General features: G+C 65.2%; 14 protein-coding genes and 1 pseudogene. 7 read left to right on the forward strand and 8 right to left on the reverse strand.

The genetic code is table 11. From position 1 onward, the window contains the following. On the forward strand, positions 1-210 hold a 210-nt coding region (locus XI04_RS12160), incomplete at its 5' end, for an HGGxSTG domain-containing protein (RefSeq protein WP_271623698.1). A 157-nt stretch (positions 211-367) separates the two neighbouring features. Here the strand turns inward: XI04_RS12160 and XI04_RS12165 are convergent. The 3 genes from XI04_RS12165 to XI04_RS12175 all read right to left on the reverse strand — a co-directional run bounded on the left by XI04_RS12165 (position 368) and on the right by XI04_RS12175 (position 2,639). After that, positions 368-550, reverse strand: a complete 183-nt coding sequence (locus XI04_RS12165; protein WP_028143145.1) for a hypothetical protein — start codon at positions 548-550, stop codon at positions 368-370. Between the two features lie 178 nt (positions 551-728). Then, the gene (locus XI04_RS12170; RefSeq protein ID WP_049801728.1) at positions 729-968 is read right to left on the reverse strand and encodes a DUF3606 domain-containing protein; all 240 of its coding nucleotides are present in this window, start codon (positions 966-968) and stop codon (positions 729-731) included. A 252-nt stretch (positions 969-1,220) separates the two neighbouring features. Next, the gene (locus XI04_RS12175) at positions 1,221-2,639 is read right to left on the reverse strand and encodes a TAXI family TRAP transporter solute-binding subunit (protein WP_271610141.1); all 1,419 of its coding nucleotides are present in this window, start codon (positions 2,637-2,639) and stop codon (positions 1,221-1,223) included. 275 nt (positions 2,640-2,914) lie between these two features. On the opposite strand from XI04_RS12175, the gene XI04_RS12180 reads away from it, so the two are divergent. From XI04_RS12180 to XI04_RS12195, 4 genes and pseudogenes are all read left to right on the forward strand, one after another. Then, positions 2,915-4,156, forward strand: coding sequence for an MFS transporter (locus XI04_RS12180; RefSeq protein WP_152103330.1), 1,242 nt, complete (start codon positions 2,915-2,917; stop codon positions 4,154-4,156). Positions 4,157-4,188: 32 nt separating this feature from the next. After that, positions 4,189-5,380, forward strand: a pseudogene (locus XI04_RS12185) (M20/M25/M40 family metallo-hydrolase). Between the two features lie 144 nt (positions 5,381-5,524). Next, on the forward strand, positions 5,525-6,610 hold the full coding sequence (locus tag XI04_RS12190) for a mandelate racemase/muconate lactonizing enzyme family protein (RefSeq protein WP_152103331.1): 1,086 nt from the start codon (positions 5,525-5,527) through the stop codon (positions 6,608-6,610). Positions 6,611-6,837: 227 nt separating this feature from the next. Beyond that, complete coding sequence (locus XI04_RS12195) at positions 6,838-7,986, forward strand: amidohydrolase (protein WP_028143149.1); 1,149 nt, start codon at positions 6,838-6,840, stop codon at positions 7,984-7,986. A 1-nt stretch (position 7,987) separates the two neighbouring features. On the opposite strand, the gene XI04_RS12200 is transcribed toward XI04_RS12195, so the two are convergent. Then, on the reverse strand, positions 7,988-8,203 hold the full coding sequence (locus tag XI04_RS12200) for a hypothetical protein (RefSeq protein WP_018322666.1): 216 nt from the start codon (positions 8,201-8,203) through the stop codon (positions 7,988-7,990). A 91-nt stretch (positions 8,204-8,294) separates the two neighbouring features. Here XI04_RS12200 and XI04_RS12205 point away from each other — a divergent pair, with 91 nt between their 5' ends. Next, on the forward strand, positions 8,295-9,017 hold the full coding sequence (locus XI04_RS12205; protein ID WP_038946928.1) for a DUF72 domain-containing protein: 723 nt from the start codon (positions 8,295-8,297) through the stop codon (positions 9,015-9,017). On the opposite strand, the gene XI04_RS12210 is transcribed toward XI04_RS12205, so the two are convergent. Continuing rightward, entirely contained in the window at positions 9,014-10,201 is a 1,188-nt protein-coding gene (locus XI04_RS12210; protein ID WP_271610129.1) for a CaiB/BaiF CoA transferase family protein, read from the reverse strand. The two genes, XI04_RS12205 and XI04_RS12210, sit on opposite strands and share 4 nt — an antisense overlap. A gap of 84 nt (positions 10,202-10,285) precedes the next feature. Then, complete coding sequence (locus XI04_RS12215) at positions 10,286-11,638, reverse strand: ferredoxin reductase family protein (RefSeq protein ID WP_271610130.1); 1,353 nt, start codon at positions 11,636-11,638, stop codon at positions 10,286-10,288. A 282-nt stretch (positions 11,639-11,920) separates the two neighbouring features. Here XI04_RS12215 and XI04_RS12220 point away from each other — a divergent pair, with 282 nt between their 5' ends. Further along, positions 11,921-12,397 carry a hypothetical protein gene (locus XI04_RS12220; protein ID WP_244429084.1) on the forward strand — a complete coding sequence of 159 codons (477 nt, stop codon included), beginning with the start codon at positions 11,921-11,923 and terminating at the stop codon, positions 12,395-12,397. Positions 12,398-12,416: 19 nt separating this feature from the next. Here the strand turns inward: XI04_RS12220 and XI04_RS12225 are convergent, their stop codons facing one another. Together XI04_RS12225 and XI04_RS12230 are read right to left on the reverse strand one after the other, a co-directional pair. Next, a complete protein-coding gene (locus XI04_RS12225; RefSeq protein WP_271610993.1) occupies positions 12,417-14,702 on the reverse strand; it encodes a heavy metal translocating P-type ATPase in 2,286 nt (761 codons plus the stop codon). Between the two features lie 33 nt (positions 14,703-14,735). Continuing rightward, a complete protein-coding gene (locus XI04_RS12230) occupies positions 14,736-15,254 on the reverse strand; it encodes an EF-hand domain-containing protein (RefSeq protein WP_370156841.1) in 519 nt (172 codons plus the stop codon). Positions 15,255-15,323: the final 69 nt, after the last annotated feature.

Raw genomic sequence — 15,323 nt, forward strand, 5'->3', positions numbered from 1 at the left:
CGCGGCGGCCTCGCCTGCCGCGCGCCGGCGGTGCGCGGCAAGCTCCGCTGCCGCATGCACGGCGGCGCGGCCGGATCGGGCGCGCCATGGGGAAACCGCAATGCCCAGAAGCATGGCGCCTTCACGCAGGAGCGGATCGCGGAACGAAGGACGATCCGAGAGCTGTTGGACGAGGCGGGGAAGCTGCTGGGGGAGCTGGATCCGGACTAAAAGGAAAGCAGGTAGATCGGAAGCGTCGAGGCGACAGATCGTTCAGAAGGACATGAGCGACACCGCCGCGCCCCCTGCCCACGACAATTCCAGGACGCACTCGCCCGCGCGAAGTGCTGCAGCGTCGGGCCGTATCACCGGCTCGCCGGCCGAAAGCTCAGTGCGGCGCGTTTGTCGGATCGACTGCAGAAATCTGCAGCCCTGCCTCATCCAGCGCCTGGGCAATCTGCTTCGCCAGCAGCTTGGCCTCTTCGGTCCCGATCTGCGTGTCGGGATGTCCCTTGAAGAACGCGCAAATGGTCGTGGCGATGATGGTATTCACCTGGTGCAAATCATCCATTTGATGCACGCGAAGTTGCGAACGGATTCACCCGGAAGAGGTGGCGCATCGCGAACGCACAGGAAGAGCGGTCAACGCAAGCCGAAGAACGACAGAATGGCTGCGATCACGACGACTAATCCTATGAGGTAAATCAGGCCGTTCATCGGAGTTCTCCTTTTCGATGGGGTAACCGAATCTATCCGGGGGACGTGAGTCCACCCTTGAGTCCATCCTTGGCGCTGCTCTGCTCCACGAGCTCGAGCTTTTCGAGCTGAACTTCCTTCTCTATGGCCGTCAGGGAGTTGCCGATCTTTTCGACGATCCTGACCAGATCGGCATCGGAGATCTTGAGGCGCTTTCGAACGGACTTGACCTGCTTTGCGTTCGCAAGATCAAGCGTCGTGCGAATGACCCGTGGCGGCCTTGAGCACAGCATGAGCAGGTCTCCTGACCAAGGTAAGAGCCGTGACGTCTCTTTTGTTCCGAATCTTCGTCAGACAACGCGTACTGAATGACGGAATAGACGAGACGACGACGATAGGAGGCGCGATAGACAAGGGATGCGTGTCGGCGCAGAGAACTTCGACCGCGTCGACAGCGGGTCTCACAAGCGTAAGTTGATCTTCCCGGCTACGCCCTCGGTCCCGCCTTGGCATTGTAGACGAATTACGTCGCAGTGCCGGTCGTCTCAACCTCGCGGCGCGCTCGCCGCGCCTCGAACGGTCTCGAAGTTGGCGGGCTGCAGCGCGGCTCGTCTCTCCGCGATGGCGTTGCTCAACAGGCCGAGCACCAGACCGAATGCTGCGAGCTCCTCTTCCTCGATAGCGCCGTCGTCGTAGCATTCGAGCGTTTCAGCTATGATGGCGTCGGCCTCGCGCTGCAGAACCAGAAGCTCCTGGCTCGATCCCGCGGTTCGCGCGCTGGACACCATGGCCAGGATTCTCTTGCGGTGGTCGGTGGTCTCCTCTCTTTCGTCGCGATTCAAATAGCGACGCAACCAGGCAGCGGCCGAGCCGATCCCGGAGAGAAGCAGGAGCCCGAACCAGAAGTAATCGCCGTATCGGTCGAGGAAAGTACGTTCGTTTCCGTCGATGACAGCCGCCGCTCCCCGATGCACCGGCAGCTCCGTGTCCTTGTCGACATCAGGCTTGGTGATGTGCGCAGCGCCCGGGACCTGCCTTGCAATCGCCTGGCGAACGGCAAAGAGCTGACGGAAAAAGGCGGCGACTGTCGTTTCAGGCAGAGACTTTCTCGCGACGATGAGGTGGCTGACGCTGACCGTTTCAACCTTGTCACCCGGCCAGGCCGGATCCGCATTGAAGACGCTGGGCGGAATTTCCTCCGATTCATACCGTGGATGCTTCAGGGCGATCGCTTCCGACGTCTCGATGGCGAGAAATTTCGGCTCGCCGCGCAGGCGCGCCGTTGCAGCCACGGCATCGGACGTGACTTTGCTGTCGAGCGGCCCGACCGCCATGAATGCATCGATGGTAAGATCGCGTGCCAGCTCCTCAGTCTGGTCCGTGCCGAAGTGTGTCACGACCACCTTGTCCGCTTCGACTCCGGAGGCGCTCAGGATGACGCGTAGCAACGCGGCGTTCACCGGGGTCCGGCCGATCACGCCGACGCGGCGCCCTGCGAGATCGGCGACCTCCTTGATTCTCGGCGCGAGCTTTCTTTTCGAGCCCTTGCCCGCAGATCCAGACGGAGCCCACAGCACGACGAAGTTCTTGCGCACGACGGCGACGGTCTGCGCCTCGGCAGGCATGTCCAGGTCGCCCCGGCCGACGGCGAGGTCGGTCTTGCCAGCCCCAAGCAGCGCGAGAGCCTCCACCGCTCCGTTGGTCTCGATCGGAAGCAGCCTGATCGTCCGACTTTCGTCGCCGAACGCATCGGCCATCGCCTGAATGACTTTGTAGTCGTCGCTGCCTGGTGGTCCAACGGCAATGCGGAGGGTGTCCGGCCGCAACGTATAATAGAGAGCGCCCGCCGCGGCGCCAAAGACAAGGAATCCCACGGCGAGAACCAAGAGCAAGGAATTGCTCCTCCTCCGCTCTCGGCGGGCCGCCTCGCTGGTCGTTTGACTTGTACTCTCGGATGAAGACATTGCCGCCGCTGGCCGCAGGTGAAGGCGCGTCCTGCCTGGCAGGATGCCACGTTTCCCCAAGGACAACGTCTGGCGGCCGTCCTGGTTCATAACCGCCGCCTGAGGCCGGCAATGCGATCAGGCGCGTCGTCGTGACGGCCCGCAGACAGGCGGCAAACGCCGTGCTGATTGCCGGCTGAAGCCACAATCCGGAATGAGGGGGGCGCGCTGCCGCCATTGGCGCCCGCCCCGCCATCATGTATCCCCACCCGAAACCCCCTCGGGACGGGACGCCCATGGCCACCAACGACGACGCGGGCATCGCCACCCGCGCGCTGATCTTCGCGCTGCTCGCCCTCGCCTGCGGCCACATGCTCTCCACCTTGCTGCGCACCATTCCGGCGGTCAGCCTCGACCTCATGGCGGCCGATTTCCATATCGAGCCGCAGGCGCTGGCGAGCCTCACCTCGATCTATCCCTTTGCCTTTGCCGCGGCTCAGATCCCGGTCGGGGCGGCGATGGACCGGTTTGGCGTGCGGCCGGTCTCGCTGAGCCTGCTCGCGGGGACCGTATTCGGCGCGGTGGCGTCGGGCTTTGCCACGGGGGCTGCGAGCTTTGCGGTCGGGCAGTTCATGCTGGGCGTTGCCACGTCCGGCATGCTGATGTGCCCGATGACGCTGGCGGCCAAGCAATTGTCGGCGGCACGCTTCGGGCTGTGGTCGGGCGCGATCCTCTCGATCGGCAATATCGGCATGCTGTTGTCGTCGAGCCCGCTCGCTTTCGTCGTCGACGCTTACGGCTGGCGCGCCGGGTTCTGGATGTCCGCGGCTGGCGGCGTCGCAGTCGCGCTCGCCGTGTTCGCGCTGGTGCCGCAGCAGCCGGCCGAGCACAAGGACGATTCCTCGCCGTTGTCGCAGATGATCGAGGTGCTCAGGCTCGGCCTTTCACGTCCGTTGCGAGGGCTGATTGCGCTCGCGCTGGTGTCGCTGGCAACTTCGCTGGTGCTGCGCGGCCTGTGGGGCGGACCGTGGCTGATGGACGTCAAGGGCTTGTCGCGGGTCGAGGCCGGCAACCAGCTCGGCGCGTTCACGCTGGCGATGATCGCAGGGCCCCTGTGCATCGGCATGATCGACCGCAGGCTCGGTCGTCGCCGCGCGCTGGTCGCGGTCACGCATATGGCCGGGGCGCTGCTGCTGGCGCTGATGGCGCTCGGGGCGCCGCATTACCCCGTGTCCGTTTTGTTCGGCGTGCCCGTGATGCCGCCGCAATACGACCTCGTCCTGTTCGTGCTGATCGGCCTTGCGACCTCCGCCCAGCCGCTGCTGTTCGGCATGTCCCGCCAACTCGTCGATGCGCAAGTGGCGGGCAAAGCGCTGGCGGCGGTGAACCTCGCCTTCTTCCTCGGCGCGGCGCTGATGCAGTCGGTGACGGGCGCGGTGGCGGCACTCGCCGGCCTGCCTGCGGTGCTGCTGTTCATGGCTGCCATGCTGGCATTCGGCGTGCTGATCTTTTTGACTTACACCTCGCCGCGTTCGTAGGATGGCGGGCCGGTCTGCCAAAGGAAATAATCATGCCCGTCGATACCAAAGCCGCCACCGACCGCCTCATGCGCTTCCTCGCCGTCGAGGGCGTGACCGGACAGGAGGCGGCGATCGGGCGTGAGCTCATGGCCGCGCTGAAGGAGAGCGGCGTGCCGGCAAAGGCGATCCGGCTCGACGACGCCAACACCCGCATTCCCGTGCCGACCGAGACCGGCAACCTGATCGTCGACCTGCCCGGCCGCGGCGCGCTGCACAACCAGCCGCGCATCATGTTCATGACCCACATGGATACCGTGCCGCTGTGTGCCGGGGCCAAGCCGAAGAAATCAGGCCGCAAAATCGTCAACTCCGCCAAGACCGCTCGGCGGCGACAATCGCTGCGGCTGCGGCGTGCTGGTGACGCTGGCGGCCGAGCTCGAGAAGCATAAGCTCGACCATCCGCCGATCACGCTGTTGTTCTGCGTGCGCGAGGAGAGCGGGCTCTATGGCGCGCGCCACGTCAAGCTGGACGAGCTCGGCTCGCCCGTGATGGCCTTCAACTATGACGGCGGCTCGGCCTCCAACGTCGTGATCGGCGCGGTCGGCGCCGATCGCTGGACCGTCGAGATCATGGGGCGCGCCTCGCATGCCGGCGTCGCGCCGGAGCGCGGCATCTCCTCGACCATGATCATGGCGCTCGCGCTCGCCGAGGTGAAGGCCGGCGGCTGGTTCGGCAAAGTGGTGAAGGGCAAGCGGCAAGGCACCAGCAATGTCGGTCCCGTCACCGGCGGCGAGGGCCGCCCCGCGGGCGATGCCACCAACGTCGTCACCGACTACGTGCATGTCCGCGGCGAGAGCCGCAGCCATGACGGAAAGTTCTTCAAGGAGATCACCAAGGCCTACAAGGCCGCGTTCGAAAAGGCGGCAAAGAAAGTGACGAATGCGCAGGGCAAGTCCGGCAGGGTCAAGTTCAAGGCCGAGACCGACTATTATCCGTTCCGCATGAAGGACAGCCAGCCCATCATCAAGCGCGCGGTCGAGGCTGTCTCCGCAGTCGGCGGCACTCCGAACGTCCGCACCGCCAATGGCGGCCTCGATGCCAACTGGATGGTCCGCCACGGCATTCCGACCGTGACCTTCGGCGCCGGCCAGAACGAGGCACACACGATCGACGAGTGGATCAATCTCGACGAATACGACCGCGCCTGCGCGCTGGCCGTGCAACTTGCAACGATGCGGTGAGTTTCCGTCTGTAGGGTGGGTTAGCCGAAGGCGTAACCCACCACTGTTCGTCTCCGTGGAAGCACAAGTTACGCCGAGCACATGCGCTTTGCGCATCTGCTCGGCTAACCCACCCTACGAAACAAAAACAAAAAGGGAGGCCACATGCCGCACATCGCAAATATCGAGACCGGGCTCTACCGGATCCCCCTCCCCGTCACGCTCTCCGACTCCACGCATGGCGAGATCGTCGCGTTCGAGCTGATCACCTGCCGCATCCGCGATGCCGACGGCGCCGAGGGCGTCGGCTACACCTACACCGTGGGCCGCAACGGCGGCGCTGTCGCCGACATCCTCAAGCGCGAGATCCCCGCGCTGATCGAGGGACGCGAGGCCGACGATACCGAGGCGATCTGGCATCACGTCTGGTGGGCGCTGCATTATGGCGGCCGTGGCGGGCCCGTGGTGCTGGCGCTCTCCGCGCTCGACATCGCGCTGTGGGATTTGAAGGCGCGGCGCGCCAAGCTGCCGCTGTACCAATTGCTCGGCGGGTTCGACGCGCGCGTGCCGTGCTATGCCGGCGGCATCGACCTCGATCTCTCCGTGGAGGCGCTGCTCAAGCAGACCGACGGCAATCTCGCCAAGGGCTTTCGCGCCATCAAGATGAAGGTCGGCCGGCCCGATCTCAAATCCGACGTCGCGAAGGTCTCCGCGATGCGACAGCACCTCGGCGACGGCTTTCCGCTGATGGTGGACGCCAACATGAAATGGACGGTCGAGGAGGCGATCCGCGCCGCCCGGGCCTTCGTTCCCTACGACCTCACGTGGCTCGAGGAGCCGATCATCCCCGACGACGTCGCCGGCCACGCGCGCATCTTGCAAGCGGGCGGCGTGCCGATCGCGGCGGGCGAGAATTTGCGCTCGCTGTGGGAGTTCAAGAGCTACATCGCCAGTGGCGCGGTGTCCTATCCCGAGCCTGACGTCACCAATTGCGGCGGCGTCAGCGCCTTCATGAAGATCGCGCGGCTGGCGGAAGCATTCAACCTGCCCGTCACCAGCCACGGCGCGCACGACATTACCGTGCACCTGCTCGCGGCCTGCCCGAACCGATCCTATCTGGAGGCGCACGGCTTCGGGCTCGACAAATATATCGAGCACCCGCTGGTGCTGCAGGAGGGCAAGGCACAGGCACCGGACCGGCCCGGGCACGGCATCAGCTTCGACTGGTCGGGGCTGGCGAAGCTGGCGTGACACCCATTGGCCGTCATTCCGGGGCGCGACGAAGTCGCGAGCCCGGTATCCATCGGCCCCAGAGGTTGCTGCACGATGGATTCCGGATTCGCGCCAAAAGGCGCGCCCCGGAATGACGAGGGAGAGACGGCGCGTGGCTGCACGCAAGGCATTCCAACGCGCTTGATGCATGCCGCAGATTATCCGCTATGGTGGCGGCAACCGAAATTTTGCGAGAGACCGCTGCCTTGACACCCGAGCTGCACCAGAAACTGACCGCGTGGCGCCGGCACCTTCACGCGCACCCGGAGCTGTCGCTTCAGGAGAAGGAGACCGCCGCTTTCGTGCAGGACAAGCTCACCGAGCTCGGGATTCCCTTCGAGGCGGGCATCGGCGGCCACGGCATCGTCGCGACCTTGACGCGCGGGCATGCGCGCAGCCGCGTCGGCTTGCGCGCTGACATGGATGCACTGCCGATCACCGAAGATACCGGGCTTGCCTACGCCTCCGGGACATCAGGCGTGATGCATGCCTGCGGCCATGACGGACACACCGCCTCGCTGCTCGGCGCCGCTGCGCTGCTCGCCGCCGACAGCAGCTGGAGCGGCACGGTCGATTTCATCTTCCAGCCGGCCGAGGAAGGTTTTGGCGGCTCGCGCGCGATGGTCGCGGCCGGGCTGTTCGACCGCTTTCCGATGGAACGGGTGTTCGGCTTTCACAATTGGCCGGGCCTTGCCGCCGGCACCATCGCCGTGCATGACGGCGTCGTCATGGCCTCCGGCGGACGCATCACCATCACCATCGAAGGCCATGCCGGCCACGCCGGCATGCCGCATCTGACGCGCGATCCGGTGATGGCGGCCGGTCATCTGATCGTGGCCCTGCAATCAGTGGTCTCGCGCAGCGTCGATCCGCTCGACACCGCCGTGCTGTCGCTCTGCACCATCGAAGGCGGCACCGCGCCGAACCAGATCGCCGGACGCGTCACCATCCGCGGCACGCTGCGGTACCACCGCGAGGCGGTCAAGGACACCATCCTCGACGGCATCGAACGGACCTGCGCCGGCATCGCGACCAGCTTTGGCGTCAAGGTGACGCCCGAGATCGTCTGGGGTGTGGGTGTGGTGATCAACACGCCCGCTGAAGCGGGCCTTGCGCGGATCGCCGCCGAGAAGGTGCAGGCCGAGGTGCGGCGCGACCTCGCGCCCAGCATGGCCGGCGAGGATTTTGCCCACTATCTCCAGCAGCGGCCGGGCGCCTTCGTCTGGATCGGCAACGGCGAATTGCGCGACGGCGCCGAGCTGCACGGCCCGCGCTACGATTTCAACGACGCGATCCTGCCGGTGGCGTCGAGCTGGATGGCGGAAGTCGCCAAGACGGCGCTGGCGTCGAACTAGTTCACGAGATCTCGCGGGGCAACTTCCAATCCGACCGCGGTGCGAACGTCTCCTCGACGGGCGCCACGTGATATCCGGCAGGGAGAAGCCGGCCGCCCTCCTCGTCCGCGACCGGAACGTCGGTCACGAGGCCCTCGATCAGGGCGGCTTCCCACACCTCCTTCTCGGTCGGAAAGGGATCGCCGATCTGCTTGTTGCCTTCGAACAGCGCGTACATCGGTTGCGGTCCTTGGTTGGCGGGTTCACCAGCAACGTATCGGCTGCCTGGACGTTCCTCTCCGGCAAAGGCAACGGAGGGCACGGAAACAATGGCGCGCGTTCTGGTCGGAACTTCGGGCTGGCATTACGACTCCTGGCGCGGCCCGTTCTTCCCAGAAGGCGTGACGCTGAAGCAGCAGCTGCGCTACTACGCCGGACAGTTCGACACGACAGAGCTGAACGGCGTGTTCTACCGCACGCCGACGCCTGACGCGGTGAAAGGCTGGCGCGAGCAGACCGGCCGCGATTTCGTCTTCGCCTGGAAAGCGTCGAAATTCATCACGCACTGGAAGCGCCTGTCGGAGCGCTCCGTCAACAGCCTCGAGCTGCTGGAGGACCGCATCTCTCGGCTCGGCGGCAAGGCCGGCCCGATCCTGTTCCAGCTGCCGCCGCAATTCCAGGCGGATGCGGACCGCCTCGCGTCCTTCTTCAAGCTGTTGTCACGGAAACGGCGTTACAGCTTCGAATTCCGGCATCCGAGCTGGTATCAGCCGCGCATCCTCAAAATGCTGGCGGACGAGAACATCTCGCTGTGCCTGTCCGACCATCACGACGCGCCGGCGCCCTGGAAGCGCACCGCGGATTTCGTCTATGTCCGCGGACACGGGCCGGGCGGGCGCTATCACGGGCACTATACCAGGGCGACGCTGGCGCAATGGGCGAAGCGCATCAAGTCGTGGAAGCGGCAGGGCTGCGACGTCTATGTCTATTTCGACAACGACCAGAAGAGCGCGGCGCCCGCGGACGCCAAGGCGTTGAAGCAGCTGCTCTAGATGACACCGCTTTGCCGAAGCGCCGCGATCGCAGCCGCGTCATAGCCGAGTTCGGCGAGGACGCGATCGGTGTGCTCGCCGAGCGTCGGCGGGCGGCTCGTGATGTTGCCCGGCGTTTCCGACAGCCGGACGGCGGCACGCGTCATCGGCGCGGGCTTCGGCAGGCCGGGATAGTCGACGTCCTGCAGGAAGCCGGCGGCGCGGATGTGCGGATGATCCAGCGCCTGTTGCGGTGAGAGGACCGGCCCGGTCGGAATCATGGCCTGGCCCAACGCATCGACGGCTTCCTGCGTGGTGCGCCCGGCGCACCAGCGCGCCATCCGCTCGCTGATGATGGCGCCATTGTTGCCGCGGCTGATGTCGTCGGCAAAGCGGGCATCGTTCAGCCACACCTCCTCCTCGCCCATCAGCCGCGCCCAGCGCTTGAACAGCGGATGCCCGGTGACCTGGCACAGCACCCAGCCGTCCCGGGTGCGGTAGATGTCGGCGGGCGCTGCGGTCTGGCCGAGATTGCCCGTCGGCACGCGATTGACGTTGATCACGGCCTGCTCGATCAGCGTCGCGTTGGTGAAGGACAGCGCGGTTGCGAGCAGCGCGCCCTCGACGATCTGCCCGCGCCCGGATTTGCCGCGCTCGATCAGCGCGGCGAGCGTGCCGAACGCACAATGCAGCGCGGTGCCGAAATCGACCCAGTTCACCGCGGCGCGGTACGGCGGATCGCCAGTGCCGGTCATGTACACCGACCCCGACATGACCTGCCCGACCCCGTCGAAGCCGACCCGGTCGGACCAGGGCCCCGGCCCGCCGAACGCGGTTGCGGTCGTCAGGATGATGTCGGGCTTGATCGCCTTCAAGGACTCATAGTCGAGCTTCATCGCGCGCAGGGTCTGCGGCGGCAGATTGGCGACGACGACGTCCGCGGTCGCAACCAGGCGACGCATCACCTCCTGTCCCTCCGGCTTCATCGGATCGAGCGTGATGCACTTCTTGTTGCGGTTGACCTGGAGGAACAACGCGCCCTCGCCGCCTTCGCCGACCGGCGCGACGAACCGATCCTCGCTGCCCTCGCGCTTCTCCACGCGAATGACCTCGGCGCCGAATTCGGCCAGCAATGTCGCGCAATAGGGCCCGGCGATATAGCGCCCGAAATCGAGCACCCGCACGCCCTCCAAGACTCCTCCCATCGATCCCTTCCCCGTTGTTCTCTGCAGATTACAGGGACTGGCTGCGAGGGCAAGTTGGGAAGCGGGATGCACGTGCGACTTTCATCATCGCATCGCGAACAGCTCCTGATGAAACCGCTGTTCGACGGGGAAGCCGTGCGCGCTAAGGTCTCGTCTGAGCGCTTCCCCGAAACCCGCCGGACCACAGAACCAGATGCTCGCTTCGCGCCATTGCGGCACGGTTTCGCGAATGCGTTCGCCGGTCAGTCGTCCGTGACGGGCGTCGATGAGGACGTGGAGACGAACATTTGCCGAGCGCGCGTCTGCTGCGAGCTTGCCGAGGGCTTCCTCATCCACATCAGTGGTGGTGTGAAAGAGGTCAACCGCCTGCGCGACGGAGCAACCCGGAATATCCTTCGGCATGGCCATCTGTTTCATGCGGGCAACGAAGGGCGTGATGCCGATACCACCGCCGATCCAGATCTGGTGCGAGCAATCGTCATCGAAGGTGAAGCAGCCATAGGGCCCTTCCACCTTCACCTTCTGCCCGACACGGAGCTTCTCCCGCAGCCGGCTGGTGTGGTCCCCGAGTTCCTTGGTGATGAAGATGATCCTGGGCTCTGCAGCATTCCAGCACGATGCGATCGTGTAGGGATGCGCGCCCTCGGAGACATCGGACGTGGCGAAGGCGAACTGGCCCGGCCTATGCCCCGGCCAGCCATGGGGCACCTCGATCTCGGTCTCGATTGCCCTGACGCCGGGATAATATTTGAGCGCGGTGATCCTGCCCTGGACCTGGCGACGGGCGCCAATGCGCCGCAACAGCGCGACAGCCGCCGCCCATGTCCCGAACGCAAGCAGCGCCCCCACGATCCAGCCGAGCGGCGACATCCAGTAGCTGAACTTCATCAGCGTGACGGCGTGAAACACCAATACCAGATACGCGACGGCGAGGAACCGATGCGTCTTGTAGAAGAGCCGATAGGGGAACATTTGAATGAGCGCCAAGGCAATCAGCACGACGGCGCCGTAGAAGGCCCACTCGCCCAGCCCCTCCGCCGGTCCATGCAGGCCCGCAAGGAAGGCCTCGATGGGATTCTCGATGGTGGGTCTTTCTCCACGCTGCGGTCGGGTCAGCAAACCCCAACCGACCGCCCATTTCGGGGCATTGGCCCAGAGCCAATGGATAATGGCAGTCACGAGGGCAGCGATACCGAGCCATTTGTGCAAGCGGTACATCTTGTCGAGGCCACCCAGCCACGCCTCCGGCCAACGTGGTCGCAGCGCGAGGATCATCGCCATGCTCATGCAAACGATTGCCAGGACGCCGCTCAGCTGCACCATCCTCTCGCGAAGTGGGAAGAAGGGGCCCGGCCCAAATGGCTGGGGCTCCGCAATCAGCCACAGGAGGACGAGAACCGCCAGGCCGCCCCAAAATACCCGTTTGAGCTTCTCCATGCCGTCGTTGCCTCACAACGTTACGGCGCCAGCTTGACCTGATCGCGCCGCGTTGCATTGAGCTGACTCAAGCCGGATCGTGATGAGCTGCAGGGCCTGGTCGAGGCTGAGCGTGAAGGATTCTCTTTCAGCTCGTCGCCTGACGACCGCCTGAAACCGCCCCGCGACGCATCCTGCGTCGCGGGGCCGCAGCTCATTCCGTTCAAGACTTTGCTCCAGCGCAAACTCCTGAATGCCGCAATCTCCCACCTGAGAGCAAAGAAGCTCTTCGGAGGAAATCCCGTGATCATCTCAACCAAATCGCTCATACCCGCAGCCCTCGCGCTCTGTCTCGTCCTGGGGCAGTCTGCTCTCGCCGCCGGACCACACACGCATGAAGGACCAACCACGACCGCCGGGCCGGTGCTCAACCACGGCAAGAAGTGGCCGACCGATGACGTCTTGCGCCGCGGCATGGACGACATCAGCCTTGCCATGAGGCAATCGCTGGCACCCATTCACGGCAAAGTGTTTACGCCTGCGCAATACGAGGCTCTGGCGAAGCGAATCCAGGCGCAGGTCGATGACGTCGTAGGAAACTGCAAGCTGCCCGAGCAGGCCGACCAGCAACTTCACCTTGTCCTCGAGCAGATCATCGACGGCGCGGCCAAGATGAAAGCCGGGACCAGCCGCGATCAAGGAGCCAATAAGATCGTGCGGGCGCTCGCTCAGTACGGCAAGTATTTTGACCATGCCGGCTGGCAACCGCTGGAGCATTGAGGTCGATTGCCGCTGCCGCCTATGCGGCCACGGCCTCGTAGATGTCCTCCTCCTGGGCCGTGTGCATGCGCACCAGCGTTTCGATCGCCTCGATCACGCGCTGAGCGTCGCGAATGAGGTAGCGGTCGATCTTCTCTGACGGCAGATCCTCCGCGATCCGGGCGAGCAGCCGCGCGAGATGCAGTATCTCGCGATGCGCACGGCTCATGGCAGAGAGTCCGTGGCGGTCGCGCAGCACCTCGTTGAGCTTCGGATAGACGCTGTCTTCATCCTCGCGTTCGTGCATCACGACGCTGCCCTGGACCAGTCGGTGGGCCTCGCCAATCAAAGTCGCGGCGGATTCGGGCACCGCATCGTCCAGCGCATCGACGATCTGCCGCAGGCGGTCGAGATCCCTAAGCAGGGCCTGATGATCGTGATGCAACGTCAGCCCCTGCTCCGCGGTGAGGCGCGGACCGCCCCTGACGAGGGGCGGATTGAGCGCCCGCAGCGCGTTCAGGATGACGGCAACATCGATCACCTCCTGAACGATCGCGGCGGGGACGGGATCGAGCCAGCCAAGGCTGGCCGCGACCATGGCTACCAATGACAACCCCATCCCGACGAAGATGCTTTGCAGGGCAATGTGCCGCGCGCGCTGGGCGATGATGATCGCTTCGCCGACCCGATCGAGCCGATCCGTGAGAATCACCACATCTGCCGCCTCGGAGGAAGCGCTTGCACCGCGTGCACCGAGCGCGATCCCCGTGTCAGCCACGGCCAGCGCCGGGGCGTCATTGATGCCATCGCCGACCATGATGGTCGGATGCAGCCGCTGTTCGCTACGCACCGCTTCGACCTTGTCCGAGGGAACGCGATCGGCCAGCACGGCATCGAGATCGAGCGCCGCTCCGATGGCCTGCGCCGCCGCGGCGCGATCACCCGTGACCATCACCATCCGCGCGATGCCGGCGTCGCGCAGCAGCCGGATCGCGCGTGGCGTGTCGGCCCGCAATTCGTCGGCCAGCAGCAGCGCGCCGATCAGGCGGCCGTCCACCGCGACGAGGACGATCAGCGCCGAGCGCCACGAGGCACGTCGAATCGCCCGCAACGCCCATGGCGACAGCTCGGCTCGCGAGAGAAGCATCTCTCGCGAGCCCGCCACGACTTGGCGTCCGTCGATCTGGCCGCTGAGGCCGGAACCCATGGTCTCCTTGACATGTTCCGGCGGCTTCAGCTTGAGCCCCTTGGCGAGGGCCGCAGCGACGACGGCCTTCGCAAGCACGTGATGCGAAGCTTGCTCGAGCGACGCCCCGAGCGTGAGGACCTCATCCGGATCCTCGCCCGGCGCGACTTCTACGGACAGCAACCGCGCTCCGCCCACCGTCAGGGTACCGGTCTTGTCGAAGAGCACGGTGTGCGCATGGGCCAACGCCTCCAGCGCCTTCCCGCCCTTGACCAGGATACCGCGGCGGGCCGCTTGCGCCACCCCGGCGATGAAGGCGACAGGTGCGGCCAGAATTAAGGGACACGGCGTCGCCGCCACCAACACGGCAAGGCTGCGGGTTACGTCGCCGGAGATGTGCCATGCCACGAAGGACATGACGAGTGTCACCGGCAGGAAGATCAGCGCATACCGGTCGGCCAACCGCACAAAGGGAGCTCTCGCTGTTTGCGCCACAGTCACCATGCGCACGATGCCCGCATAGGTACTCTCGCTGGCCGCCGCGGTCACGGTCAATTGGAAGGTCTCGCCCGCATTCAGAGAGCCGGAAAGAACGGCGCTTCCGCGGGTCTTCTCTATCGGAATCGGCTCGCCAGTCACCGCGGACTCGTCGATCGCAGCGAAGGCCGACGCAACGACACCATCGACCGGCACGATCTCGCCGGCTTTAACCAGAAGCTCTTCGCCGACCGCGACGTCCTCGATCGGAACATCCTCGATCCGCTCGCCGGACTTGCGATGGACCTGCCGCGGCGCCCGATCAACCAGGGATCGCAGATCGTGCTCCGCCCGTGCGATCGCGATCTCCTCCAGGACATTGCCGCCGGAATACATCAGCGCGACCACGGCGCCTGCGAGCGGCTGTCCGAGCGCCAACGCCGCACTCATCGACAGCAGCGCGATCGCGTCTACTCCGACGCGGCCTCTCAGCAGGTCCTGGACGATCGAGGCCGCCAATCCTGCAATCACGGGCGCCGTGCCGAGCGCCCAGGCGAGATCGGCCAGATCAGGTCGGCCCGCGGCTCGCGCGAGAATACCCGCGGTCAACCCTGCGATTGCGATTGCAACCAAAGCCCATCGCAAGACCCGATCAAACGACATGGCTTGGCGCACCCGCCCTCCGGTATCCGCTCGCTATTGCTGCGGGACGGAGCTCTTGCTCCTGTGCATGAACGTCATCATCTCTTCGAAAGTGAGCTTCCCGTCCTTGTCGCGATCCATTGCCTTGAAGATCCGTTCGTGAGCGACTTGAAACTCGGGCAACGAGAGGGTCCCGTCACCATCGGCATCCATCAGCGCGAAGATGATGCGGAAGACGACCGGCGGCTCCATGGCGTCACTGCCCGAGCCATGCCCCTTCATTCCTTGTCCCATCATTCCGCGCCCCATCATTCCCATCATATCTCCACCGCGCATCGGACTCTGCCGCTCGGCGGACGGGCTGGCAGGAGAGCTCGATTGCGGCGACGCCGGCGTCTGCTCCTGTCCGGGATGATGGCCCTGATGGTCCGCCGGCGATTGAGCCAACGCCGGCTGGCCCAAGGTGACGAACAGCAACGCTGCAGCAATGGTTCGACCTAGCATGGTGCTTCCTCCGGCCTTGGTGTGGGGCCTAAGAAAGTGTCGAACTTCACCGATTTTACCTTGAGCCAAGTCAAGAAAGCGGCTTCTGCCCAGATGGCTTTTCGGCGCGACTGACCTCGGTGCCGCATTCACCCGGCG

The sequence above is a fragment of the Bradyrhizobium sp. CCBAU 11430 genome, from assembly GCF_028128855.1.
GTDB lineage: Bacteria > Pseudomonadota > Alphaproteobacteria > Rhizobiales > Xanthobacteraceae > Bradyrhizobium > Bradyrhizobium ottawaense.